Source organism: Streptomyces sp. NPDC005791, assembly GCF_042871485.1.
Lineage (GTDB): Bacteria > Actinomycetota > Actinomycetes > Streptomycetales > Streptomycetaceae > Streptomyces.
This window is the reverse complement of the sequence record NZ_JBIAIP010000018.1, coordinates 21,198-44,608: the sequence shown is the minus strand read 5'-3', so window position 1 is coordinate 44,608 and position 23,411 is coordinate 21,198. Positions and strand designations below refer to the sequence as shown.

Annotated in this window: 21 protein-coding genes; 4 read left to right on the top strand and 17 right to left on the bottom strand. The window is 70.4% G+C overall.

Going from position 1 to position 23,411, the window contains the following annotated elements; translation table 11 throughout:
* Positions 1-8: 8 nt before the first annotated feature.
* Positions 9-695 carry an MBL fold metallo-hydrolase gene (locus ACFYSH_RS29170; RefSeq protein WP_359479304.1) on the bottom strand — a complete coding sequence of 229 codons (687 nt, stop codon included), beginning with the start codon at positions 693-695 and terminating at the stop codon, positions 9-11.
* A 147-nt stretch (positions 696-842) separates the two neighbouring features.
* On the opposite strand from ACFYSH_RS29170, the gene ACFYSH_RS29165 reads away from it, so the two are divergent.
* Positions 843-1,637, top strand: a complete 795-nt coding sequence (locus tag ACFYSH_RS29165; RefSeq protein WP_359479302.1) for a peptidylprolyl isomerase — start codon at positions 843-845, stop codon at positions 1,635-1,637.
* Between the two features lie 188 nt (positions 1,638-1,825).
* A complete protein-coding gene (locus tag ACFYSH_RS29160; protein ID WP_388756356.1) occupies positions 1,826-3,055 on the top strand; it encodes a DUF349 domain-containing protein in 1,230 nt (409 codons plus the stop codon).
* A 107-nt stretch (positions 3,056-3,162) separates the two neighbouring features.
* On the opposite strand, the gene ACFYSH_RS29155 is transcribed toward ACFYSH_RS29160, so the two are convergent.
* The 15 genes from ACFYSH_RS29155 to pgsA all read right to left on the bottom strand — a co-directional run bounded on the left by ACFYSH_RS29155 (position 3,163) and on the right by pgsA (position 18,448).
* Positions 3,163-5,817, bottom strand: a complete 2,655-nt coding sequence (locus ACFYSH_RS29155) for a RelA/SpoT family protein (protein WP_359477529.1) — start codon at positions 5,815-5,817, stop codon at positions 3,163-3,165.
* A gap of 168 nt (positions 5,818-5,985) precedes the next feature.
* Positions 5,986-6,543 (bottom strand): adenine phosphoribosyltransferase, encoded by a 558-nt coding sequence (locus ACFYSH_RS29150; RefSeq protein WP_359477532.1) that lies wholly within the window; start codon positions 6,541-6,543, stop codon positions 5,986-5,988.
* Positions 6,540-7,658: a protein translocase subunit SecF gene (gene secF / locus ACFYSH_RS29145; protein WP_359477535.1), complete on the bottom strand. Its 1,119-nt coding sequence runs from the start codon at positions 7,656-7,658 to the stop codon at positions 6,540-6,542. The genes ACFYSH_RS29150 and secF overlap by 4 nt, the downstream gene beginning before the upstream one ends.
* Position 7,659: 1 nt before the next feature.
* Positions 7,660-9,408, bottom strand: a complete 1,749-nt coding sequence (gene secD / locus ACFYSH_RS29140) for a protein translocase subunit SecD (protein ID WP_359477537.1) — start codon at positions 9,406-9,408, stop codon at positions 7,660-7,662.
* Positions 9,409-9,555: 147 nt separating this feature from the next.
* Positions 9,556-10,014 (bottom strand): preprotein translocase subunit YajC, encoded by a 459-nt coding sequence (gene yajC / locus ACFYSH_RS29135; RefSeq protein WP_359477540.1) that lies wholly within the window; start codon positions 10,012-10,014, stop codon positions 9,556-9,558.
* 168 nt (positions 10,015-10,182) lie between these two features.
* Positions 10,183-11,268 (bottom strand): Holliday junction branch migration DNA helicase RuvB, encoded by a 1,086-nt coding sequence (gene ruvB / locus ACFYSH_RS29130; protein WP_359477543.1) that lies wholly within the window; start codon positions 11,266-11,268, stop codon positions 10,183-10,185.
* Between the two features lie 80 nt (positions 11,269-11,348).
* Complete coding sequence (ruvA, locus tag ACFYSH_RS29125; RefSeq protein WP_359477545.1) at positions 11,349-11,975, bottom strand: Holliday junction branch migration protein RuvA; 627 nt, start codon at positions 11,973-11,975, stop codon at positions 11,349-11,351.
* Positions 11,972-12,505 (bottom strand): crossover junction endodeoxyribonuclease RuvC, encoded by a 534-nt coding sequence (gene ruvC / locus ACFYSH_RS29120; protein ID WP_359477548.1) that lies wholly within the window; start codon positions 12,503-12,505, stop codon positions 11,972-11,974. Before ruvC ends, ruvA begins: the two co-directional genes overlap by 4 nt.
* Positions 12,506-12,619: 114 nt before the next feature.
* A complete protein-coding gene (locus ACFYSH_RS29115) occupies positions 12,620-13,372 on the bottom strand; it encodes a YebC/PmpR family DNA-binding transcriptional regulator (protein ID WP_359477551.1) in 753 nt (250 codons plus the stop codon).
* A 61-nt stretch (positions 13,373-13,433) separates the two neighbouring features.
* Positions 13,434-14,027, bottom strand: coding sequence for a pyridoxal 5'-phosphate synthase glutaminase subunit PdxT (gene pdxT / locus ACFYSH_RS29110; RefSeq protein ID WP_388756349.1), 594 nt, complete (start codon positions 14,025-14,027; stop codon positions 13,434-13,436).
* 7 nt (positions 14,028-14,034) lie between these two features.
* Entirely contained in the window at positions 14,035-14,955 is a 921-nt protein-coding gene (gene pdxS / locus ACFYSH_RS29105; RefSeq protein ID WP_277334947.1) for a pyridoxal 5'-phosphate synthase lyase subunit PdxS, read from the bottom strand.
* A gap of 141 nt (positions 14,956-15,096) precedes the next feature.
* The gene (locus tag ACFYSH_RS29100) at positions 15,097-15,642 is read right to left on the bottom strand and encodes a hypothetical protein (RefSeq protein WP_359477558.1); all 546 of its coding nucleotides are present in this window, start codon (positions 15,640-15,642) and stop codon (positions 15,097-15,099) included.
* A 54-nt stretch (positions 15,643-15,696) separates the two neighbouring features.
* Positions 15,697-16,857, bottom strand: a complete 1,161-nt coding sequence (locus ACFYSH_RS29095) for a glycosyltransferase family 4 protein (protein ID WP_359477561.1) — start codon at positions 16,855-16,857, stop codon at positions 15,697-15,699.
* Complete coding sequence (locus ACFYSH_RS29090) at positions 16,854-17,777, bottom strand: phosphatidylinositol mannoside acyltransferase (protein WP_359477564.1); 924 nt, start codon at positions 17,775-17,777, stop codon at positions 16,854-16,856. The genes ACFYSH_RS29095 and ACFYSH_RS29090 overlap by 4 nt, the downstream gene beginning before the upstream one ends.
* Positions 17,774-18,448, bottom strand: a complete 675-nt coding sequence (gene pgsA, locus ACFYSH_RS29085; protein WP_359477620.1) for a phosphatidylinositol phosphate synthase — start codon at positions 18,446-18,448, stop codon at positions 17,774-17,776. The genes ACFYSH_RS29090 and pgsA overlap by 4 nt, the downstream gene beginning before the upstream one ends.
* Before the next feature lie 270 nt (positions 18,449-18,718).
* Here pgsA and ACFYSH_RS29080 point away from each other — a divergent pair, with 270 nt between their 5' ends.
* A complete protein-coding gene (locus ACFYSH_RS29080; RefSeq protein WP_359477567.1) occupies positions 18,719-20,947 on the top strand; it encodes an elongation factor G-like protein EF-G2 in 2,229 nt (742 codons plus the stop codon).
* A gap of 157 nt (positions 20,948-21,104) precedes the next feature.
* Positions 21,105-22,775: a hypothetical protein gene (locus ACFYSH_RS29075; RefSeq protein WP_359477623.1), complete on the top strand. Its 1,671-nt coding sequence runs from the start codon at positions 21,105-21,107 to the stop codon at positions 22,773-22,775.
* A 24-nt stretch (positions 22,776-22,799) separates the two neighbouring features.
* On the opposite strand, the gene ACFYSH_RS29070 is transcribed toward ACFYSH_RS29075, so the two are convergent.
* A complete protein-coding gene (locus ACFYSH_RS29070; RefSeq protein ID WP_359477570.1) occupies positions 22,800-23,372 on the bottom strand; it encodes an HIT domain-containing protein in 573 nt (190 codons plus the stop codon).
* Between the last annotated feature and the right edge of the window lie 39 nt (positions 23,373-23,411).

Here is a 23,411-nt window from a genome sequence, read left to right as displayed (position 1 = left end):
CTCTCTCGTCACATTCCTCGGCGGGGCGCGGCCAGACCGTTCATGTACGGGTTGGAGGCGCGCTCGCGGCCGATGGTCGTCTGGGGGCCGTGGCCGGACAGCACCACGGTCGAGTCGTCGAGCGGCAGACACACACGGGTCAGCGACTCGAGCAGCTCGGCGTGGTCGCCGCCGGGCAGGTCGGTGCGTCCGACGGAGCCGGCGAAGAGCAGGTCGCCCGAGAAGAGGACCTGCGGAACATCCGCCGCCTCGGGCATCCGGTACGTCACCGACCCCTTGGTATGGCCGGGCGCGTGCGCGACGCCGAACTCCAGGCCCGCCAGCTCCAGCCGGGCACCGTCGGTCAGTTCCTTGACGTCGTCCGGCTCGCCGACGGACAGCTCGCCCATCAGCGGCATTCCGATGGACCGGCCCAGCGCCTTCTCGGGGTCGCTCATCATGTAGCGGTCCTCGGGGTGGATCCAGGCGGGGACGTCATGGGCGCCGCACACGGGGACGACCGAGGCGACGTGGTCGATGTGGCCGTGGGTGAGGACGACGGCGACGGGCTTGAGCCGATGCTTCCTGAGCGTCTCCTCGACGCCCTGGGCGGCCTGGTGGCCGGGGTCGATGATCACGCACTCCTCACCGGCGGCGGGGGCGACCAGGTAGCAATTGGTCCCCCAGGCCCCGGCGGGGAACCCGGCAATGAGCACGATCGTCCTTAGTGTTCGTCCGACGAGGAGGTCCATGGAGGGAAATACGGCAGATCAGAGACTACCGGCGCTCCGCATTCCACAGCTAACCCATATACCGTACGGGCATTCCAGGACCGATCACACGACGTACAAGGAGACCATCCGGTGGTCAGCAGCGATCAGCGGCGGCGGCAGCTCGCCCGGGAGAAGTTCGAGCGGCAGCAGCAGCGCCGGGAGGAAGCGCGCCGCAGGACCAGGCGCCTCACGGTGATCATCGCCTCGGCGGTGGCCGTGGTGGCGGTCATCGGTGCGGGCGCGTATGTCTCACTCGACGGCGACGACACGAAGGACACCGCGGACGCGGCGGCGACCGCCGACCCGTCGGCGTCGCCCTCGCCCGCGGAGAGCGAGAGCAGTGCCCCGGAGCCGGCGATGAAGATCGACAAGAAGGCCCGGTACTCGATGTCGCTCAAGACGAGCCAGGGCGAGATCGGCATCACGATGGACGCGGCGAAGACCCCGCGCACCACGAACTCGTTCAAGGCCCTCGCGGACAAGGAGTACTTCGACAACACGAAGTGCCACCGGCTGACCACGGAGGGCATCTTCGTCCTGCAGTGCGGTGACCCGAAGGGTGACGGGACCGGCGGTCCCGGCTACACGATCCCGGACGAGAACCTCACGGCGCTGGGCAAGGCGGGCGCCGACGGCGCGGTGACGTACCCGGCGGGCACCGTCGCGATGGCGAACACCGGCCAGCCGGGCACGGGCGGCAGCCAGTTCTTCCTGGTCTACAAGGACACCAAACTCCCGCCCAGCTACACGCCGTTCGGCACCATGGACGATGCCGGCCTGAAGACCGTCAAGAAGGTCGCCGAGGCGGGCGTCGCCGATGGGGCGGGCGACGGAGCCCCGAAGAAGACCGTCACGGTCGAGAAGGCCACGGTGGACAAGGCCTGACCGTACGTGTGGCCGCCCGGCACGGGGTTCCTGGGACGCACCGGAGAATTTCGGCCGCGCTGAGTGCGGACAGCCGGGCGGCCGGTCGCCTAGATTGGCGTTGTGCAGGGCGGGCGCTGCCCGCCCCAGGAAACTGTGGACGATGCACGGGGGCGAACCCCTTCGATGCATCAGGTGGAGGAGGCGCTGTGAGCAGCGACCCGTGGGGCCGTGTCGACGAGACGGGCACCGTGTACGTGCGTACGGCCGAGGGCGAACAGGTCGTCGGATCGTGGCAGGCCGGTTCCCCCGAGGAGGCACTGGCCTATTTCGAGCGCAAGTACGAGGGCCTGGTGGTCGAGATCGGCCTCCTCGAACGGCGGGTGAAGACCACCGACCTGTCGTCGAAGGACGCCACGGCCGCGATCGGGCACCTGCGGCAGCAGGTCGACGAGCACCACGCCGTCGGCGACCTCGCCGCGCTCGGCGAGCGGCTGGACGCCCTGGTCGCGACGGTCGACTCACGCCGCGAGGAGCGCAAGGTCCAGAAGGCGAAGCAGGCCGACGAGGCCCGGCTGGCCAAGGAGGCGCTCGTCGTCGAGGCCGAGGAGCTGGCGCAGAGCGAGCAGTGGCGGTCCGCGGGTGAGCGTCTGCGTGCGCTCGTCGACACGTGGAAGGGGCTGCCTCGCCTGGACCGCAAGTCCGACGACGAGCTGTGGCACCGCTTCTCGCACGCCCGTTCCGCCTTCTCCAAGCGCCGCAAGGCCCACTTCGCCGCACTCGACGCCCAGCGCGAAGAGGCCCGCAAGGTGAAGGAGAAGCTGGCCGCCGAGGCCGAGTCGCTCTCCGGCTCGACCGACTGGGGCACGACGGCCGCGCGTTACCGCGACCTGATGACGGAGTGGAAGGCCGCGGGTCGCGCCCAGCGCGAGGCCGAGGACGAACTGTGGAACCGCTTCCGCGGCGCCCAGGACGTGTTCTTCGCAGCCCGCAGTGGCGTCTTCGCCGAGCGGGACGCGGAGCAGGGCGAGAACCTCAAGCTCAAGGAGGAGCTCGCCGCCGAGGCCGAGAAGCTGGTCCCGGTGACCGATCTGAAGGCGGCCAGGGCGGCTTTCCGCTCCGTCAACGAGCGCTGGGAGGCCATCGGCCACGTCCCGCGTGACGCCCGCCCGAAGGTCGAAGGCCGGGTGCAGGCCGTGGAGCGTGCCCTCCAGGAGGCCGAGGAGTCCGAGTGGCGCCGGACCAACCCGGAGGCGCGGGCACGCGCCGAGGGGCTGACCGGTCAGCTCCAGGCGGCCGTCGACAAGCTGCGCACGCAGATCGACACAGCACGCGCCTCGGGCAACAACGCCAGGGCCGACAAGCTCTCCCGTGAGCTGGAGGGCCGTCAGGCGCTGCTGGACCAGGCGCTGAAGGGCCTGGAGGAGTTCGGCGGCTGAGCCGGGCGCTCCCGCCCCATGCGAAAGGGGCTTCCGTACGCGTCGCGTACGGAAGCCCCTTTCGCATGGGGCGGCGCGGGCCTCCCCGGGGCGTGTGCCGCCCCGCCCTACGGCCGGCGGGCCGAGGTGACCCGGTAGACGTCGTAGACGCCCTCGACACCGCGTACGGCCTTCAGGACGTGGCCCAGGTGCTTGGGGTCGCCCATCTCGAAGGTGAAGCGCGAGGTGGCCACCCGGTCCCGGGAGGTCTGCACGGCCGCCGACAGGATGTTCACGTGCTGGTCCGACAGGACGCGGGTGACGTCGGAGAGCAGGCGCGACCGGTCCAGTGCCTCGACCTGGATGGCGACGAGGAAGACCGAGGACTGGGTGGGCGCCCACTCGACGTCGAGGATCCGCTCCGGCTGCTGCGAGAGCGAGTCGACGTTGACGCAGTCCGCGCGGTGCACGGAGACGCCGCTGCCCCGGGTGACGAACCCGATGATCGGGTCGCCGGGTACGGGGGTGCAGCAGCGGGCCAGTTTGACCCAGACGTCCTCGACGCCCTTGACGACCACACCTGGATCCGCCTTGCTACGGCGCTTGTTACGCCCGTGCGAGGGCGGCGAGCTCTCCGCCAGGTCCTCGTTGGCCGCGTCCTCGCCGCCCAGTGCCTGGACGAGCTTCTGGACGACACCGGCCGCCGTGACATGGCCCTCCCCGATCGCCGCGTACAGCGACGAGATGTCGGGGTAACGCATCTCGTGCGCCAGCGTGACCAGGGAGTCGCCCGTCAGGATCCGCTGGATCGGCAGGTTCTGCTTGCGCATGGCCCGCGCGATGGCGTCCTTGCCCTGCTCGATCGCCTCGTCACGCCGCTCCTTGGAGAACCAGGCGCGGATCTTGTTGCGCGCCCGGGGTGACTTGACGAACTGGAGCCAGTCACGGGAGGGCCCCGCACCGGCCGCCTTGGAGGTGAAGACCTCCACCAGATCGCCGTTGTCGAGCGTCGACTCCAGCGGTACGAGCCGCCCGTTGACGCGAGCCCCTATGGTGCGGTGGCCGACCTCCGTGTGGACGGCGTACGCGAAGTCGACCGGCGTCGCGCCGGCGGGCAGCGCTATCACGTCGCCCTTCGGCGTGAAGACGAAGACCTCGTTGCGCGAGAGGTCGAAGCGCAGGGACTCCAGGAACTCGCTGGGGTCCTCGGTCTCCTTCTGCCAGTCCAGGAGCTGGCGCAGCCACGCCATGTCGTTGACGGTGTCCTGGCCGCGGCCGCCACCCGTGTTCTTGGGAACGTCGGTACGCACCTTGGAGGCGCCCGCGACGGCCTCCTGCTTGTACTTCCAGTGCGCGGCGATGCCGTACTCGGCGCGGCGGTGCATGTCGAACGTGCGGATCTGCAGCTCGACGGGCTTGCCGCTGGGACCGATCACCGTGGTGTGCAGCGACTGGTACATGTTGAACTTGGGCATCGCGATGTAGTCCTTGAACCGCCCCGGCACCGGGTTCCACCGGGCGTGGACGGTGCCGAGCGCCGCGTAGCAGTCCCGAACGGTGTCGACGAGGACGCGGATGCCCACCAGGTCGTAGATCTCCGCGAAGTCGCGGCCCCGCACGATCATCTTCTGGTAGACGCTGTAGTAGTGCTTCGGCCGGCCGGTGACGGTGGCCTTGATGCGGGCGGCACGCAGGTCGGCCTGGACCTCGTCGGTCACTATCGCGAGGTATTCGTCACGCTTGGGCGCGCGCTCGGCGACGAGGCGGACGATCTCGTCGTACATCTTGGGGTAGAGGATCGCGAAAGCGAGGTCCTCCAGTTCCCACTTGATGGTGTTCATGCCCAGGCGGTGGGCCAGCGGCGCGTAGATCTCGAGGGTCTCGCGGGCCTTCTTCTCCTGCTTCTCGCGCTTGAGGTAGCGCATGGTGCGCATGTTGTGCAGCCGGTCGGCGAGCTTGATGACGAGGACCCGGGGGTCCTTGGCCATGGCGACGACCATCTTGCGTACGGTCTCCGCCTGGGCGGCCTCGCCGAACTTCACCTTGTCGAGCTTGGTGACGCCGTCGACGAGCAGCGCGACCTGGTCGCCGAAGTCCTTGCGCAGGGTGTCCAGGCCGTACTCGGTGTCCTCGACCGTGTCGTGCAGCAGTCCCGCCATCAGCGTCGCCGGGTCCATGCCGAGCTCGGCGAGGATCGTCGTGACGGCGAGCGGGTGGGTGATGTAGGGATCGCCGCTCTTGCGCTTCTGGCCTCGGTGCCAGCGCTCGGCGACCTGGTAGGCCTTCTCGATCTGGCGCAGCGTGGCGGACTCGATCTTGGGGTCGTTTCCGCGGACCGTACGCAGGAGGGGCTCGAGGACCGGGTTGTACGGGCTGGAGCGCTGTACGCCCAGTCGGGCGAGGCGGGCCCGGACCCGGTTCGAGGAGCCGCCGGAGCGCGTGGGCGCGGCCGACGGGGTGACGGCGGGCCTGGCCGGGTGCTTCGCGGCGGGCGCGGGAGCCGGGGACCCCGGGGCAGGAGACACCGGAGCCGGAGTGTTCGGCTCCGGGGAGGGCGCGGCCTTCGTGCCAGGAGGGGACGCCGGCTTCACGCCCGGCGGCGGGGCCGGCTTCGCCGGTGCGGCGGGCGTCTGGGGGGCCGGAGCCTGGGCGGGACCCTGCGTGGGCTCGCCTGCGGTCCCCGGCTGGCCCGCCCCCTCGGGCTGCGCCTTCCCGGGCGTGGCGGAGGCCGCCGCGGGCCTTTCGGGCTGCGGGGCGGCGACTGGCTGGGCCTCGTCTGGCAAGAGCGCTCCTCGTGCGGATCCGGGCTACCGGAAAACCCATGGTATCGACCCCGGGGCGGGTCCTCGCCCGGGGAGTGCGGGGCCCTGCACAACGCGGGACGGGCACCCGGATGTTCCCGGGTGCCCGTCCTGTACGTCCCTGAGCGCGCCGGGGTGGCGCGTTGCAGGTCAGAGGGTGATCAGGGCCTCCAGCGGGGCGTTCCGCAGCCCTGCCTCGAGCCGGGCGCGGCCTGCGAGGAAGCCGAGCTCCATGAGGACGGAGACCCCGGCGACCTGTGCACCGGCCCGCCGGATCAGCTCCAGCGAGGCCTCGGCGGTGCCGCCGGTGGCCAGGACGTCGTCGATGACCATGACGCGGTCGTCGGCGGACAGGTCCTCGGCGTGGATCTCGATCTCCGCGGTGCCGTACTCCAGCTCGTACGCCTGCCCGAGCGTGGCGCCGGGCAGCTTCCCGGCCTTGCGGACGGGTACGAAGCCGAGCCCGGCCCGGACCGCGACCGGCGCGGCCAGGATGAAACCGCGCGCCTCGAGGCCGACGATCTTGGTGGCCCCGTGCCGCACGCACAGCTCCGCGAGGAAGTCGGTGAGCGCGGTGAAGGCGACCGGGTCCGCGAGCAGCGGGGTGATGTCCTTGAACAGCACCCCGGGCTTCGGGTAGTCCGGGACGTCCCGGATCCGGCTGAGCAGGAGCTCCCGGGTGGCGTCGGTGATGCTGGTGCTGGTCATCGTCGGTTCCTCGGAGTCCGGCCGTGACCCCCGGGCTGCCGGCGCTGTCCGACGACGGCCCCGGCGGGCGCCGTGTCCTCGTCGGACTCGTCGGCCTCGTAGGCCCGGTCGTCGTGCTCGTCCTCGGCGGACTCGCCCTTGGCCGCAGAGGCGGCCCGCTTGGCGAGGATCCGCTTCTTCAGTGCCTTCATCTGCGGGTCGCGTTCCTTGAGGTCGGCGACCAGCGGGGTGGCGATGAAGATCGAGGAGTACGCACCGGCGGCGAGGCCGACGAACAGCGACAGGGAGATGTCGTTCAGCATGCCCGCGCCGAGGACACCGCCACCGATGAACAGCAGACCGGCGACCGGCAGCAGGGCGACGACGGTGGTGTTGATGGAACGCACCAGCGTGCCGTTGATGGAACGGTTGGCGATCTCGCTGTAGGTCCAGCGGGTCTGCTTGGTGATCCCCTTCGTGCCCTCCTTGAGACTGTCGAAGACGACGACCGTGTCGTAGAGGGAGTAACCGAGGATGGTCAGCAGACCGATGACGGTGCCGGGGGTGACCTCGAAGCCGACGAGGGCGTAGACGCCGACGGTGATGGTGATGTCGTGGATCAGGGCCACCAGCGCGGCGACGGCCATCCGCCATTCGAACGCGATGGCCAGGTAGATCACCACCAGGACCATGAAGATGCCGAGGCCGGCCCAGGCCTTGTTGGCGATCTGCTCACCCCAGCTGGGGCCGACGAGGTCCGCGTTGATCTTCGCCTCGGGGATGCCGAGCTCGTCGGAGAGCTCGGATTTGATCTGGTCGGCCTTGGCCGTGTCGACCTCGGTGATCTGGATGCGGAGCCCGCCGTTGCCGAGCTCCTGGACGATCGCCTCGTGGCCTGAGGCCTCGACCGCCACCTCGTGGGCCTGCGTGACCGAGATCTTGGCCTTGGTGTCGGTCGTGAAGACCGCGCCGCCCTTGAACTCGATGCCCATGTTGAGGCCGCTGACCACCACGCCGAGGATGGCGGTGATGGTGATCAGGATCGAGACGCCGTACCAGATCTTGCGCTTGCCGATGAAGTCGTAACCGACCTCGCCACGGTAGAGCCGGGCGCCGAGATTGCCGAGTCGCGACATCTCACGCCTCCTTCGGGTGGTCGGTGCGGACGGGGGCGCGGCGCGAGCGGCGCAGCGGCGGTTTGGCGCCGAGCCGCTTCGGGTCCAGGCCGGACCACGGGTGACCGTTGCCGAAGAACTTCGTACGGGCCATCAGCGTCATGACGGGCTTGGTGAAGAGGAACACCACGACGACGTCGAGCAGGGTCGTGAGGCCGAGCGTGAAAGCGAACCCCTGGACCTTGCCGACCGTGACGAGGAAGAGCACGGCCGCGGCCAGGAACGATACGAAGTCGGACACGAGGATGGTGCGCCGGGCCCTGGGCCAGGCGCGCTCGACGGCCGGACGGAGTGTGCGGCCTTCACGGATCTCGTCCCGGATGCGTTCGAAGTACACGATGAACGAGTCCGCCGTGATTCCGATCGCCACGATGGCACCGCAGACGGCCGGCAGGTTCAGCGCGAAGCCGATGGCCGGGCCGAGGAGGGCCATGATCGTGTAGGTCAGGATGCCGGAGGCCAACAGGCTGAGCAGCGCGATGAGCGCCAGGCCGCGGTAGTAGGCCACCAGGTAGATGACGACCAGCGCGAGTCCGATGGCGCCGGCGATGAGACCGGCCTCCAGCTGCTCGCCACCGAGCGCGGCGGTGACCGTGGTGACGGTGTCCTCACTGAAGGACAGCGGGAGCGCGCCGTAGGACAGGACGTTCGCCAGGTCCTCGGCGGACTGCTGGGTGAAGCTTCCGGAGATCTCGGCGCTGCCGGAGAGCGTCTCGTTCACCTGGGGGGCCGAGACGACCTCACCGTCGAGGGAGATCGCGAACTGGTTCATCGGGGACGTCTGCGACGACAGCTTCTTGGTGATCGTCTGGAACTTCTTGGAGCCCTTGTCGGTGAACTCCATGGAGACGAGCCAGATGCCGCGCTGCTGGTCGAACTGTGCCTTCGCGTCGTCGACGTCCGTACCGGAGACCTCGGCCGGGCCGAGGAGGTACTTGGCGTCGCCCTCGGAGCTGCACGCGACCGTGGAGTCCTCGGGCTTGACGCCGTCGCCGGCCTTGGCGCGGGCGGCCGCGTCGGTGCAGTCCAGTGCGGTGAACTTCTTCTCGAGCGCCGCGGTGGCGGCGTCGGGCGTCCCGGTCGCCGCCGGGGCTTCCGAGGACCCCGCGGTGTCCGAGGGGGCCGGCGTCTCGTCCTTCAGCGCGTCGGTGACGGCACGGCCCTGGGTGGTGGCGCTCGCCGAGGGCGTCGTCTTCGGATCCGAGGCCGTCTCCGGGTCGGTCGCCTTCGCGCTGGGCGTGGCGCTCGCCTCTCCGGAGCCGCTCGCGGACGGGCTGGCGGAACCCTCGGGGGTCGGCTCGCCGCCGGTGACCGTGAGCACGGGCCGGAAGTAGAGCTGGGCCGTGGTGCCGACCTGCTCCCGGGCCTGCTTCGAGTTCGTCCCCTTGGGGATGTTGACGATGATGTTCGATGCGCCCTGGGTCTGAACCTCGGCCTCGGAGACACCCAGACCATTGACACGGCGTTCGATGATGCTGACCGCGGTGTTCATGTTGGTCTCGTTGATCGCCTCAGGCTTGCCGGGCTGGCTCTTCGCCTTGAGCGTGATCGACGTACCGCCGGCCAGGTCGATTCCGAGCCGGGGCGTGGTGTGCCCGGACAGGAACATCCCACCGGTCAGGGCGACCATGGCGATGAGGATCAGAACCAGGGCACGCCCCGGCCTGCCCTGTCCACCGGTTGAGCCCCGGCCTTTCTTCGGTGCTGCCACCTTTTCGTTTCTCCCTGTCCAACCGCCCCGCGCCGGGTACGCGCCCGAGCGGCCACGAAGTGTTGTGGGGACCCACCCCCGCAGAAGACCGCACGGCCCGTGAGACGCCGGACACCTGTGGGTGTCCGGCGTCTGTGGGTCGTGGAACTACTTCGCGTCGCCCTCGCCGTCGGCCTTGGCGTCCTTGGCCTCGGCGTCCTTCGGTGCGGTGTCCTCGGTCTTCTTACCGAGGTCGATCTTCGCGACGTCGTCGTCCGCGGGCTCGCCCTCGGTCAGCGAGGAGGCGTCGTCGGGCACGATCGCGCCGTCGGTCTCCTGCTCGTCGTCACCGTGGACGATGCGGTTGTACTCCGCGTCGTCGAGGACGGCACCGATGGCGTTCTTGGCGTAGACGGCGTGGACGCCGGGCGCGACCTCGAGGAGAACCGTGTCTTCCTGAATCTCCTTGACGGTGGCGTACATGCCCCCGATCGTCCGGACGCCGGTGCCGGGCTGCATGTCGTTGCGCATCTGCGCAGCCGCCTGCTGCTTCTTCTTGGCGGACCGGGTCATCAGGAACATGGCCCCGATGAGCACGATGAAGGGGAGGAGGGTCACGAGACTCACGGGACGGAACTTCCTTCGCACGACCACGCTGAACTCGCGCGGCCTGGTCTACGGGGGTGGGTACACCGACCTGTACGGGCGGCATCGGCGGAGTCTAAGCGAGTCCGCATCATTGGAACAACGTCCAGCATGGCACCGTGGTTCCCCTGCTGGCCAACCCGTCCTGTGTCACGCCCCGAACAGGCCCTGTTGTCCCTTTGCGCCGTGCTGCGGGGGGACGAGCCCCAGATGGGCCCATGCCGCGGGGGTGGCGACCCTGCCCCGCGGAGTCCTCGCGAGCAGTCCTTCCCGTACGAGGAAGGGCTCGGCGACCTCCTCGACGGTCTCGCGCTCCTCGCCGACGGCCACGGCGAGGGTGGAGAGCCCGACGGGGCCCCCGCCGAAGAGTTTCAGCAGGGCGCTGAGCACCGCACGGTCCAGGCGGTCCAGGCCCCTGGCGTCGACCTCGTACACCCGCAGGGCCGCGGCGGCGATGTCCCGGTCGATACGCCCTTCGGCCTTCACCTGGGCGTAGTCCCGGACACGGCGCAGCAGGCGGTTGGCGATACGGGGCGTGCCCCGGGAACGTCCGGCGATCTCGGCGGCCCCCGCGGTGTCTATGACGACGTCGAGCAGACCGGCGGAGCGTTGGATGACCCGCTCCAGCTCGGTGGGGGCGTAGAACTCCATGTGCCCGGTGAAGCCGAAACGGTCACGCAGCGGGGGCGGCAGCAGTCCCGCCCTGGTGGTGGCGCCGACGAGGGTGAACGGGGGCAGCTCCAGCGGGATCGCCGTGGCCCCCGGGCCCTTGCCGACGATGACGTCGACCCGGAAGTCCTCCATCGCCATGTAGAGCATCTCCTCGGCCGGCCGCGACATGCGGTGGATCTCGTCGAGGAAGAGGACCTCGCCCTCCTGGAGCGAGGAAAGGATCGCGGCGAGGTCACCGGCGTGCTGGATGGCGGGGCCGGAGGTGATCCGGATCGGTGCGCCCATCTCGGCTGCGATGATCATGGAGAGGGTGGTCTTGCCCAGGCCAGGGGCGCCTGAGAGCAGGACGTGGTCGGCGGTGGCCCCCCGGGCGCGGGCGGCCTTGAGGACCAGGTCGAGCTGTTCGCGGACCTTCTCCTGGCCGACGAACTCGTGGAGGTCCTTCGGGCGCAGGGCGGCCTCGACCGCGGTGTCCTCGCCGTCCGCTCCGGCGTCGACCAGACGGTCGTCCAGCCGCTCCTCCGTGAGGTCGCCCGTATCGGCTCCGGTCTCGTCCCAGTTCATCTCGTCAGTCCCGCCTCGGGTGTTTCGGTGCCGGTCCGTGCGGTGCTCCGGCCGGCGTACGGGGCGTCGTGCCCCTGCGGTCAGCGTGCGCGGTTGAGGGTCTGCAGGGCGGCGCGCAGCAGCTGCGGCACGGGGGCCTGGCCGCCCTCGGCGATCGCGGCCTCGGCCTGCGGTGACACGGCGGTCACCGCCTCGTCCGCCTCGCGGGTGGCGTAGCCGAGGCCGATCAGGGCGGCCTGCAGCTGGTCGCGCCAGGAGGAGCTGACGGCGGCGCCGATGCCCTGCTGCCCGATGTGCGCGCCGACGGGCTCGCCGAGCCGGTCCTTGAGCTCGAGGAGGAGCTTCTGGGCGCCCTTCTTGCCGATGCCGGACACGGCGGTGAGCGCCTTCTCGTCACCGGTGGCGACGGCGATGCGCAGGGCGTCCGGGCTGTGGGTGGCGAGCATGGCCTGGGCGAGCCGGGGGCCGACGCCGCTGGCGGTCTGGAGGAGCTCGAAGACCTGGCGCTCGTCGTCGTCGGCGAAGCCGTAGAGGGTGAGCGAGTCCTCGCGTACGACGAGCGAGGTGGCCAGCTTGGCCTCCTGGCCGATCCGCAGGCCCGCGAGGGTGCCGGGGGCGCACTGGACGGCCATGCCGATGCCGCCGACCTCGATCACGGCCGTGGCCGGAGCGAGGGCGGCCACCGGGCCGGAGACGAAGGCGATCATGCGGTACGGCCTTTCAGCGTGCGGTGGGCGGCGACGGCCTGCTGCAGTCGGTTCTGCGCGGGCGCACGCCAGATGTGGCAGATGGCGAGGGCGAGGGCGTCGGCGGCGTCGGCCGGCTTCGGCGGCGCGTCGAGCCGGAGCAGCCGGGTCACCATGGCGCCGACCTGTGCCTTGTCGGCACGTCCGGAGCCGGTGACGGCGGCCTTGACCTCGCTGGGGGTGTGCAGTGCCACCGGGATGCCCCGGCGGGCGGCGCAGAGCATGGCGACGGCGCTGGCCTGGGCGGTGCCCATCACCGTACGCACGTTGTGCTGGCTGAACACCCGCTCCACGGCGACGCGTTCGGGCCGGTGCTCGTCGAGCCACCGCTCGATGCCCTGCTCGATGGCGACGAGCCGGTGGCCGAGCTCCGCGTCGGCCGGGGTCCGCACGACGCCGACGCCGATCATCGTGAGCGGCCGGCCGGCGACTCCCTCGACGACTCCGACGCCGCACCGGGTCAACCCCGGGTCCACGCCCAACACCCGCATGAATGGGCCCCCTCCGCCGCTCGGTCATGTGTTCCCGCAGGCTATCGGCTGCCGCTGACAATGCGACGGGCCGACGGGGTGTGTCCCGTCGGCCCGTCCCAGGCTGTGCCGCCCTCAGGCGTCGACCTTCTCCATGACCTCGTCGGAGACGTCGAAGTTGGCGAAGACGTTCTGCACGTCGTCGCTGTCCTCCAGCGCGTCGATCAGCTTGAAGATCTTGCGCGCGCCCTCTTCGTCCAGCTCGACCTGCATGGTCGGGACGAAGTTGGCCTCGGCGGAGTCGTAGTCGATGCCGGCCTCCTGCAGCGCCGTGCGGACCGCGACCATGTCGGTGGCCTCGCTGAGCACCTCGAAGGTCTCACCGAGGTCGTTGACCTCCTCGGCGCCCGCGTCGAGCACCGCACCGAGGACGTCGTCCTCGGACAGTTCGCCCTTGGGGACGATCACGACGCCCTTGCGGTTGAACAGGTACGAGACCGAGCCCGGGTCCGCCATCGAACCGCCGTTGCGGGTCATGGCGACACGGACGTCGGACGCGGCACGGTTGCGGTTGTCGGTGAGGCACTCGATGAGCACCGCGACACCGTTCGGGCCGTAGCCCTCGTACATGATCGTCTCGTAGTCGGCGCCACCGGCCTCGAGACCGGCACCGCGCTTGACCGCCGAGTCGATGTTCTTGTTCGGGACCGAGCTCTTCTTGGCCTTCTGGATGGCGTCGAAGAGAGTCGGGTTGCCGGACACGTCGGCGCCGCCCGTGCGGGCCGCGACCTCGATGTTCTTGATCATCTTCGCGAAGAGCTTGCCGCGCTTGGCGTCGATCACGGCCTTCTTGTGCTTCGTCGTAGCCCATTTAGAGTGGCCGGACATCTGCCTTCTCCTTCGCGTCACCAAAATCGATCCGAACCCGAGAGATCCTACCGGGGTCGGATCAGCCCACGGAGCGCACCATGTCGGTGAAGAGCGCGTGCACACGGTGGTCGCCGGTCAGTTCCGGGTGGAACGAGGTCGCCAGGGCGTTTCCCTGGCGTACGGCCACGATATGCCCGCCGTGCACCGCGACGACCTCCGCCCGGGCGCCGACCGACTCCACCCAGGGGGCCCGGATGAAGACGCCGTCGACGGGTCCGCCCGGCACCCCGGCGACCTCGACGGCCGCCTCGAAGGATTCGTTCTGCCGCCCGAAAGCGTTACGGCGCACGATCATGTCGATACCGCCGACCGTCTCCTGGCCGGAGCGGGGGTCGAGGATCTTGTCGGCGAGCAGGATCATGCCCGCGCAGGTGCCGTAGACCGGCATCCCGGCGGCCACCCGCTCGCGCAGCGGCTCCAGCATGCCGAAGAGCACCGCCAGCTTGGACATGGTGGTGGACTCGCCACCGGGTATGACGAGCCCGTCGACCTCGGCGAGCTCCTCGGGCCGCCTGACCGGCCTGGCCACGGCGTCGGACGAGGCCAGGGCGATCAGGTGTTCCCGTACGTCGCCTTGAAGAGCCAGGACCCCGATGACAGGGTTGTCGGTCATGAGGCGCTTACCAGCCGCGGTTGGCGTAGCGCTCGCCCTCGGGCAGCGTGTCGCAGTTGATGCCGACCATGGCCTCGCCCAGGTTGCGGGAGGCGTCCGCGATGACCTTCGGGTCGTCGTAGAAGGTGGTGGCCTTCACGATGGCGGCGGCGCGCTTGGCCGGGTCACCGGACTTGAAGATGCCGGAGCCCACGAAGACGCCCTCGGCGCCGAGCTGACGCATCAGGGCCGCGTCCGCGGGGGTGGCGACGCCGCCGGCCGAGAACAGCACGACGGGCAGCCGGCCGAGCTCGGAGACCTCCTTGACCAGCTCGTACGGAGCGCGGAGCTCCTTGGCGGCCGCGTACAGCTCGTTGTTGTCGTAGCCGCGCAGCCGGGCGATCTCGTTCTTGATCTGGCGCAGGTGGCGGACGGCCTCGACGACGTTGCCCGTACCCGCCTCGCCCTTCGAGCGGATCATCGCGGCGCCCTCGGCGATTCGGCGCAGGGCCTCGCCCAGGTTGGTGGCACCGCAGACGAAGGGGGTGGTGAAGGCGAACTTGTCGCTGTGGTTGACCTCGTCGGCCGGGGTGAGGACCTCGGACTCGTCGATGTAGTCGACGCCGAGGGACTGGAGCACCTGGGCCTCGACGAAGTGGCCGATGCGGGACTTCGCCATGACGGGGATGGAGACGGCCCCGATGATCTCCTCGATCATGTTGGGGTCCGACATCCGGGCCACGCCGCCGTCCTTGCGGATGTCGGCCGGCACCCGCTCCAGGGCCATGACGGCCACGGCGCCGGCGTCCTCGGCGATCTTCGCCTGCTCGGCGTCGACGACGTCCATGATCACGCCGCCCTTGAGCTGCTCGGCCATGCCGCGCTTGACTCGGGCGGTGCCGGTGGCCGGGGTCTCGGCGGACTGCGGGGTGCTGGGAAGCGTGGACACGGATCGACCTCACTGGGGGTGGAGAAACGCTGGATCGTGCAGACCCGAGCAAACGCTCCGGGAGCAGTCCACAGCAAGGGCCAATGAGTAGCCGGTGGATCGTTCCGCTGACCGGTGCCGTACTCCGGCCGGCTCCTGCCCTCAGCTGCCGGGCCGGTCCGCCAGAGCGACCGGCGGCTCGTCGTCCATCTCGTAGGCGAGCGGGAACGGTGCGTGGCCCGCGAGCCGGAACAGCCTCACCGTCCGGTGCCGGCGCAGCGCGCGGGCGGCGCGCACCGAGTCGTTGTGGAAGCGGCGCGCCATCGGTACGCGGCGTACGGCGGCGGCCAGTTCCCTGGCGGCGTCCTCACCGCCCGGGAACTCCTTCACCGCCTCGACCTGCTCCGGCTCGCCGAACACGGCCCGCAGGGCTGTGCTCAGCTCGCTCTCCGCGACCTCGCGCTGCTCCTCCTCCGCCTGCCGCGCCGCGTGCGCCGCCTCGTACAGCACGATCGACGCGGCCGGGTCCAGGACGCCGGAGGTGGCCAGCTCCTGGGTGACCGAGGCGCGGCGCAGCAGCTGGGCGTCCAGTGCCGCCCGAGCCGCGTCGATACGGGCGTGCAGCCGGTCGAGCCGCCCGGCGGTCCAGCTGAGATACAGGCCGATCGCGACCAGGGCGACGACGGTCCAGATGAGGATTTCGATCACGGGCGGCAAGGCTACCGTCGGCGGGACGCACCCGGATCCGCCGGTACGCCCCGCTCAGTCCCTGGCGAGGCCGAAACGCGCACGGAGCCCCGTGCGTTCGTCGGTGTCCACGGCCGCCGCCCCGTCCGTGACCGTCTCGTAGACCGAGAGGATGTCCGCGCCGACCGTCGTCCAGTCGAAGCGGCGCACATGCGCGCTGCCCCGCTCCCGCAGCCCTTCACGCCGCTCCGGATCGCCCAGGAGCCGGATCGCGGCCGAGGCCAGCGCGTCCGCGTCCTCGTTGGCGAACAGGTCGCCCGCGGCTCCCTGGTCGAGCACCTGCGCGAAGGCGTCCAGGTCGCTGGCGAGGACGGGTGCTCCCGCCGACAGTGCCTCGACCAGGATGATGCCGAAGCTCTCGCCGCCGGTGTTCGGCGCGACGTACACGTCGACGCTCCGCAACAGCCGTGCCTTGTCCTCGTCGCTCACCATGCCGAGGAACTCGACGCGTGAGCGCAGCTCCTTCGGCAGTGAGGCGACCGCCTCCTCCTCGTCGCCGCGCCCCGCGACCAGCAGCCGGGTCTCCGGGCGGGCGGCGAGGATGGCCGGAAGCGCCTTCATCAGGACGGGCAGCCCCTTGCGCGGCTCGTCGATGCGCCCGACGAAACCGAGGGTGTCCCCCTGCCACTCGGCCTTCGGCTCGGCCCGGGCGAAGAAGTCCACGTCGACGCCGTTGGGGATGAGCACGGCGTCCCCGCCGAGGTGCTCGACCAGCGTCCGCCGCGCGTACTCGCTCACCGCGATCCGCGCGCTGATCTTCTCCAGCGCGGGCTGGAGGATCGGGTAGGCCGCGATCATGGCCCGGGAACGCGGATTGGACGTGTGGAAGGTGGCGACGATCGGTCCCCGCGCCGCCCAGCAGGTCAGCAGGCCCACCGAGGGCGTGGTGGGTTCGTGGATGTGGATGACGTCGAAGGTGCCGTCGTTCAGCCAGCGCCGGACCCGGGCGGCGGTCAGGAAACCGAAGTTCAGCCTGGCCACGGAGCCGTTGTACCGGACGGGCACGGCCCGGCCGGCGGGCACGACGTACGGCGGGAGCGGCGTCTCGTCGTCGGCGGGCGCGAGCACCGAGACGTCGTGGCCGAGGCCGATCAGGTGCTCGGCGAGGTCGCGGATGTGGAACTGCACCCCGCCCGGCACGTCCCAGGAGTACGGGCAGACGATACCGATCTTCACGGAGCTTCCCCCTGGGGTTCCAGATCGGAAAGCCAGAGCCGCTGCAGCATGTGCCAGTCCTCCGGATGTTCGGCGATCCCGGCGGCGAACACATCGGCCAGCGCCTGTGTCATGGAGGACGTCTTCTCGGCCCGGGTACCTGTCTCAGGGATGGTGACGGGTGGGTGGACCTGTCCCTGCATGACCGGCGTACCGTCGTACCAGAGGGTGACGGGCAGCAGCAGCGCGCCCGTCTGCTGGGCCAGTAGCGCCGGCCCGGCGGGCATGCGCGCGGTGTCGCCGAAGAAATTCACCTCGACGCCCGAGGCCGCCAGGTCGCGGTCGGCGACGAGACAGACCAGCCCTCCCGAGCGCAGCCGCCGGGCCAGTTTCCCGAACGCGGCCCCTCCGTTATGCGGAAGGACCTCCATGCCAAGCCCCTCGCGGTAGGCAACGAACCGGTCGTAGAGGATCTCCGGCTTGAGCCGCTCGGCGACCGTCGTGAACGGCACCTTCAGGTCCGTGGTGGCCCACGCTCCCGCCAGGTCCCAGTTCGCCAGGTGCGGCAGCGCGACGACGACCCCCTGGCCCGCGTCAAGAGCGTCGGTGATCCGGTGGACGTCACGGACGTCTATGGAGGCCTTGACCCGCTGCGGACTCCAGGTCGGCAACCGGAAGGACTCCATCCAGTAGCGCATGTACGAGCGCATGCCGGCCTTCGACAGCTCGGCGAGCCGGGAGGCGTCCGCGTCGGGCACCACCCGGGCGAGGTTCGACTCCAGCCGCAGCACGGACTTCCCGCGCCGCTTCCACACCTGGTCGGCCAGAGTGCGGAAGAGTACGGCCGCGGCCGGCTCGGGGAGCTTCTTGACCGCGCCCCAGCCGAGGCCGTAGAGCCCGTCGGACAGCCGTCCCCTGAGATCGGATCCGGTACTGCTCACTGCGTGGCCTCGCTCCCCTGGTCCGCCGTCCCGCCCGCGGCGGCATCGGCCTCGGCCGACTCCCTGCGCACGGTCACCACCCGCTGGACCAGTGTCACCAGGCTGCCCACCGCGACGATCCACAGCGCGATCGGCAGCAGGACCTGGATGCCCGGGACGCCGAAGCCGTGCAGCCCGGCGAGGCCTGCGGCGACCAGCGAGATCACGAGCCGCTCGGCGCGCTCCACCAGTCCGTTCACCGCGACCGGCAGGCCGATCGACTCGCCCCGCGCCTTCGTGTACGAGACCACCTGGCCGCTGGCCAGACAGAAGATCGCCACCGCGCACAGCATGTTGTCGTTCCCGCTGCCCGCGTACCAGAGCGCGAACCCGGCGAAGATCGCGCCGTCCGCCACTCGGTCGAGCGTCGAGTCCAGGAACGCGCCCCACCGGCTGGAGATCCCGGCCTGCCGGGCCATGTTGCCGTCGACCAGGTCCGAGAAGACGAACATCGTGATCACGATCGTGCCCCAGAAGAACTCCCCCATCGGGAAGAAGACCAGCGCACCTGCCATCACTCCGGCCGTGCCGACGAGAGTGACCGCGTCGGGGCTGACCCCGAGGCGGAGCAGCAGAGCGGCGAACGGTGTGAGGACACGCGTAAAAAATGCACGCGCGTACTTGTTCAGCATGGCCTTCCCGAGGTTCGGTGGGCACCGCGCGGCCCTTTCGGCCACCGGCTGGCCCATCGTAGTCACCAGCGGTGCCGGGCCTTTGCGGGGCACCCCGTCCCGCCGGATGTCCCGGAAGTCACGCTTCGCCGTGTGCGACGGATGGACGGCGTCCGGCACGGGTGGAAAGCTCGAATGACCGGGGGCGTCGCCGAAGCCGCCGCGTCGGCTCCGCCCGTATCCACTCCCCGGCTTCCGCGGCACCGCGCCACCGACCGGGAGGCACGCATCATGGGCGACAGGACACATACGCACACCGGGGCCGCCGGCAGAGCGGCGACGGCCGACCGGCCCGCTTCCCTGCGGAACGTGGTGCTGGTCGGCCACAGCGGTTCGGGCAAGACCACTCTGGTCGAGGCGCTCGCGTCGACGGCCGGGGCGCTCAACCGGGCAGGCCGGGTCGAGGACGGAGCCACCGTCTCCGACCACGACGAGATCGAACGGCGTCGAGGACGCTCCGTGCAGCTCTCTCTGGTCCCCGTCGCATGGGACGGCTGCACGGTCAATCTGCTGGACACCCCCGGCTACGCGGACTTCGTCGGGGAACTCAGGGCCGGTCTGCGCGCGGCGGACGCGGCCCTCTTCGTCGTCTCGGCCGCCCAGGAGGCCGACGCGGTGGCAGGCACCACCCGAGCGGTCTGGGAGGAGTGCGCGGCCGTCGGGATGCCCCGGGCCATCGTCGTCACCCACCTGGACACCGCGCGTACGTCCTTCGACGAGATGACCCGGATCTGCGGCCGGATCTTCGGACATGACGACCCCGACGCCGTACTCCCCCTCCATCTGCCGCTCCTGGGGCCCGAGAGCCCGGACGGGCACGCTCCGCTCACCGGGCTCACCGGACTCCTCACCCGGCGGGTCTTCGACTACTCGTCGGGGGAACGGCGGGAGTCACCACCCGACGCGGGCCAGCGGGCCCCGCTCCGCAAGGCCCGCGACCGGCTCATCGAGGGGATCATCGCCGAGAGCGAGGACGAGTCCCTGATGGATCACTACCTCGGTGGCGGCGAGGTCGACACCACGACCCTCGTCTCCGACCTGCAGCGCGCCGTCGCACGCGGCTCCTTCCACCCCGTCCTCGCCGCCGCACCGGCCGCCGACGGTGCCCGCCAGGGCGTCGGCACCGTGGAGCTCCTCGACCTGATCACCCGCGGCTTCCCCTCCCCCGAGGAACGCACCCTGCCCGCCGTCACCACCCCGGACGGCTCCCCACGCCCCGCCCCCGTCTGCGATCCCGAGGCGCCCCTGGTCGCCGAGGTCGTGAAGACCTCGTCCGACCCCTACGTCGGCCGGGTCTCCCTCGTCCGTGTCTTCTCCGGCACCCTGCGCCCCGACGACACCGTGCACGTGTGCGGCCACGGCCTCACCGGTCCCGCCGGCGGGACACGCCCCTGCCACGAGGCCGACGTGCGCGTCGGCGCCCTCTCCTCTCCCTTCGGCGCACAGCAACGCCCCCTGGACAGCTGCATCGCCGGCGATCTGGCCTGCGTGTCCAAACTGGGCGGGGCGGAGACCGGGGACACGCTCTCCGGCGACGACGGCGGCCCGCTGCTGATGGAGCCGTGGGCCATGCCGGACCCACTGCTTCCGCTGGCGGTCCGCGCCCACGGCAAGTCCGACGAGGACAGGCTCTCGCAGGGTCTGTCCCGCCTGGTCGCCGAGGACCCCACCATGCGGCTGGAGCAGAACCAGGACACCCACCAGGTCGTCCTGTGGTGCATGGGGGAGGCGCACACGGACGTCGCACTGGAACGCCTGCGCAGCAGGTACGGCGTACAGGTCGACGCCGAACCTCATCGTGTGCCGCTGCGTGAGACGTTCGCCTCCCGGACCGTCGGCCGGGGCCGGCACGTCAAGCAGTCCGGCGGTCACGGGCAGTACGCCGTCTGCGAGATCGAGGTGGAACCACTGGCCCCCGGGGCCGGCATCGAGTTCGTCGACAAGGTGGTCGGCGGCTCGGTCCCGCGGCAGTTCATCACCTCCGTGGAGAAGGGCGTACGCACCCAGGCGGCCCGCGGTGTCGCGGCCGGGCACCCGCTCGTCGACGTACGCGTCACCCTGCTCGACGGGAAGTCGCACTCGGTGGACTCCTCCGACGCCGCCTTCCAGACGGCGGGCGCGCTTGCGCTGCGCGAGGCCGCGGCCGAGACCCGCATCCAGCTCCTCGAACCCGTCGCCACGGTCGGCGTCCTGGTTCCCGACGACTACGTGGGGGCCGTCATGAGCGACCTGGCCGGTCGGCGCGGCCGGGTAGTCGGCACCGAACAGGAGGCCGGGGAGCGCACGCTCGTACGCGCCGAGGTGCCGGAGATCGAGATCGACAGGTATGCCGTCGACCTCCGTTCCCTGACGCACGGCACCGGACAGTTCGACCGGGCGTACGCCCGGCACGAACCCATGCCTCCGCAACTCTCCGACCGCGTCCGCGAAGCACAGCAAAACAGCACAAAAGTCGGCTAGCTGACTGGATATGATCCCTTACGTCCGCCCACGGGCTTGTCGTCCGGGCGGGCGCACGGCTCGGGCGGTATTCTGTGGGCCCAGCTCAGAAGGTGTGCGACGTACGGTAGTTGGGAACAGCCGCAGGAGCAGACCGTGCGGGCGAGTGGGGGCGACAGTGGCCAACGACGGATTCGATTTCTCTCCCGGAGCGCAGATCCCGCTCCAGGGATCGGGAGCACAGGCGGTGGCGACCAACGCCCTCGCCTCCGCCGCGTACCGCGACAGCGATGTGACGGAGATCCTCAAGGCCAACAGCGAGTGGCACAAGTCCGAGGTGAAATCGGGCGAGTCGAAGCTGTTCAAGTCCGACTACTTCAAGCCGAATCTGGGCGAGGCGTTCTCCCGGGCCGTCCAGGAACGCATGCTCGGCGGCGGCCGCAACGCGCTCATCCAGTCCTTCGGCACCGACCCGCAGACCGTCGTGGAGCACTGCCTTTCCGCGACCCGGCTGCGCAAGGCCCGTGACACGAAGCTGACCCTGATCACCGCCGTCTGCGGCTTCGTCTTCCTGCCCGGCCTGATCCTCTGGGTCCTCGCCTTCCGCCTCCGTGACAGCCTGAACAAGTCCAAGGACAAGTTCTTCCAGGCACTGGGCGGCATCCTGCTCGTCGTGCTCGGCGGGGCCGCCGCCTTCTTCCTGATCGTGATGCCGCTCACCGGCTTCTGGGCCCTTTACCTGCGCGCCGCCGCCGTCGCCCCGCTGATCGGCTGGCTGCTCGCCAAACGGATCGCGGAGGCCTCGACGAAGGATCTCCGGGCCCGTTGGGAAGGGCTCCTCTCCGGCGCCGGCGTGAGCGCGAAGATCCCCGAGGCCGTACCGAAGAATCCCAACGAGACCGCCCGCGAAGCCCTGCGCCAAGGCCTGGAGAAGCTCTCCGCCGAACAGCAGTCCAACGCCGTGTTCTACGCGGGCCCCAAGGGCATCCTCGGCATGGGCACCCGCTGGGGCAGCTGGCAGCTCGCCGAAGAACTCGTTCCCGAGGACCCCGCCCGGGAGATCCACCAGTTCCGCAGCTGGGACGTCGTGCGGGCCATCCACGACCAGCTGAAGATGCTCGAGCGCGGTCCGCTGAACACCGGCGGATTCCCCACGCCGTCCGTCAAGCACTGGATCGTCTCACCGATCGGCGAGAACGCGGACTCCGTCTCCCGCCCGGAGGGCGAGGACGTCGCCACCTTCCAGATCAAGCCCCACGAGATACAGCGCATCTGCAACCACCAGCAGTTCAGCAGCGGCAACCGGCACTACCTCGGCGTCCAGTTCACGCTCTGGGACGGCCAGCTGGTGATCACGATGCTGATCACCGTGACCGTGCTCCACGAGACCCTGCGGATCGAGGTCACCGGACACGCGCTGGGCCCTGTCCACTCCCTCTTCCTCTCCAAGCCGGAGGCGCCGACCAAGACGGTCAAGAAGGCGGTCAGGTTCTGGGAGACCCGCAAGATCTCGCTCCCCCTCGTCAAGGCGACCGAGGTCGTCAGGCTCGCCCTGCGCGCCCCCTTCACCTGGTACCCGCCGCTCCTGGACTACCTGGGCGGCAAGATCGTCCTGCCCGAACCGTTCGGCTTGCGCCACGCCTGGGCGGCCAAGCCCTGGGGCCACCGCTTCATGGCCGACGACGCCATGCGGACGGCCACCCCGGTCCTGCGCGTCGTCCACTCCGCGACGATGCGGGTCCTGAAGGAGCACGGCGTCGACACCGAGCGCTTCGACAACCGCTCCATGATCCTCAGCGGAATGGTCCAGGACGCCGCCCCGAGGAAGGCCGACGTCTACGACGCGTGAGCCCGCCCGGGGCGGTGCACCCGCTCAGACGGAGGGCAGCTCGGCCGGCCACACACCGGCCAGCATCGTCCGGGTGTCCCCCAGCAACTGCGGGAGTACCTTCGTGTGCCCGACGACCGGCATGAAATTGGTGTCCCCGCCCCAGCGCGGCACCACATGCTGGTGGAGGTGGGCGGCGATGCCGGCACCGGCCTCCGCGCCCTGGTTCATCCCGATGTTGAAGCCGTGTGCACCGGAGGCGGCCCGCAGGGCGACCATGGCGCGCTTGGTGTAGTCGGCCAGCTCCGCGGTCTCCGGCCCGTCGAGCTCCGTGTAGTCGGCCACGTGCCGGTACGGCACCACCATCAGGTGCCCGCCGTTGTACGGATACAGGTTCAGCACCGCGTAGACCTTCTCGCCCCGCGCGACGACGAGCCCGTCCTCGTCCGACTTCGACGGAATCTCGCAGAACGGACAGCCGTCCCCGGCCCCCGGGCCGCTCGGCTTGCTCTCACCCTGGATGTAGGCCATCCGGTGGGGCGTCCACAGGCGCTGGAACGCGTCGGGCGTCCCCACTCCGATCTGCTGCTCCGGCTCACTCGTCATGCCCGTCAGCATATTGCGTCACTCCCCTCGCGCGTGTCGCCGGGGCCGACC

Bases quoted from the DNA above. Each gene is read 5' to 3' on its own strand.
- ACFYSH_RS29070 (WP_359477570.1), bottom strand. From the start codon at position 23,372: ATGCTGACGGGCATGACGAGTGAGCCGGAGCAGCAGATCGGAGTGGGG.
- ACFYSH_RS29115 (WP_359477551.1), bottom strand. From the start codon at position 13,372: ATGTCCGGCCACTCTAAATGGGCTACGACGAAGCACAAGAAGGCCGTG.
- ACFYSH_RS29080 (WP_359477567.1), top strand. From the start codon at position 18,719: ATGGGCGACAGGACACATACGCACACCGGGGCCGCCGGCAGAGCGGCG.
- ruvA (WP_359477545.1), bottom strand. From the start codon at position 11,975: ATGATCGCCTTCGTCTCCGGCCCGGTGGCCGCCCTCGCTCCGGCCACG.
- ruvC (WP_359477548.1), bottom strand. From the start codon at position 12,505: ATGCGGGTGTTGGGCGTGGACCCGGGGTTGACCCGGTGCGGCGTCGGA.
- pgsA (WP_359477620.1), bottom strand. From the start codon at position 18,448: ATGCTGAACAAGTACGCGCGTGCATTTTTTACGCGTGTCCTCACACCG.
- pdxT (WP_388756349.1), bottom strand. From the start codon at position 14,027: ATGACCGACAACCCTGTCATCGGGGTCCTGGCTCTTCAAGGCGACGTA.
- secF (WP_359477535.1), bottom strand. From the start codon at position 7,658: ATGTCGCGACTCGGCAATCTCGGCGCCCGGCTCTACCGTGGCGAGGTC.
- ruvB (WP_359477543.1), bottom strand. From the start codon at position 11,268: ATGAACTGGGACGAGACCGGAGCCGATACGGGCGACCTCACGGAGGAG.
- ACFYSH_RS29150 (WP_359477532.1), bottom strand. From the start codon at position 6,543: ATGACCAGCACCAGCATCACCGACGCCACCCGGGAGCTCCTGCTCAGC.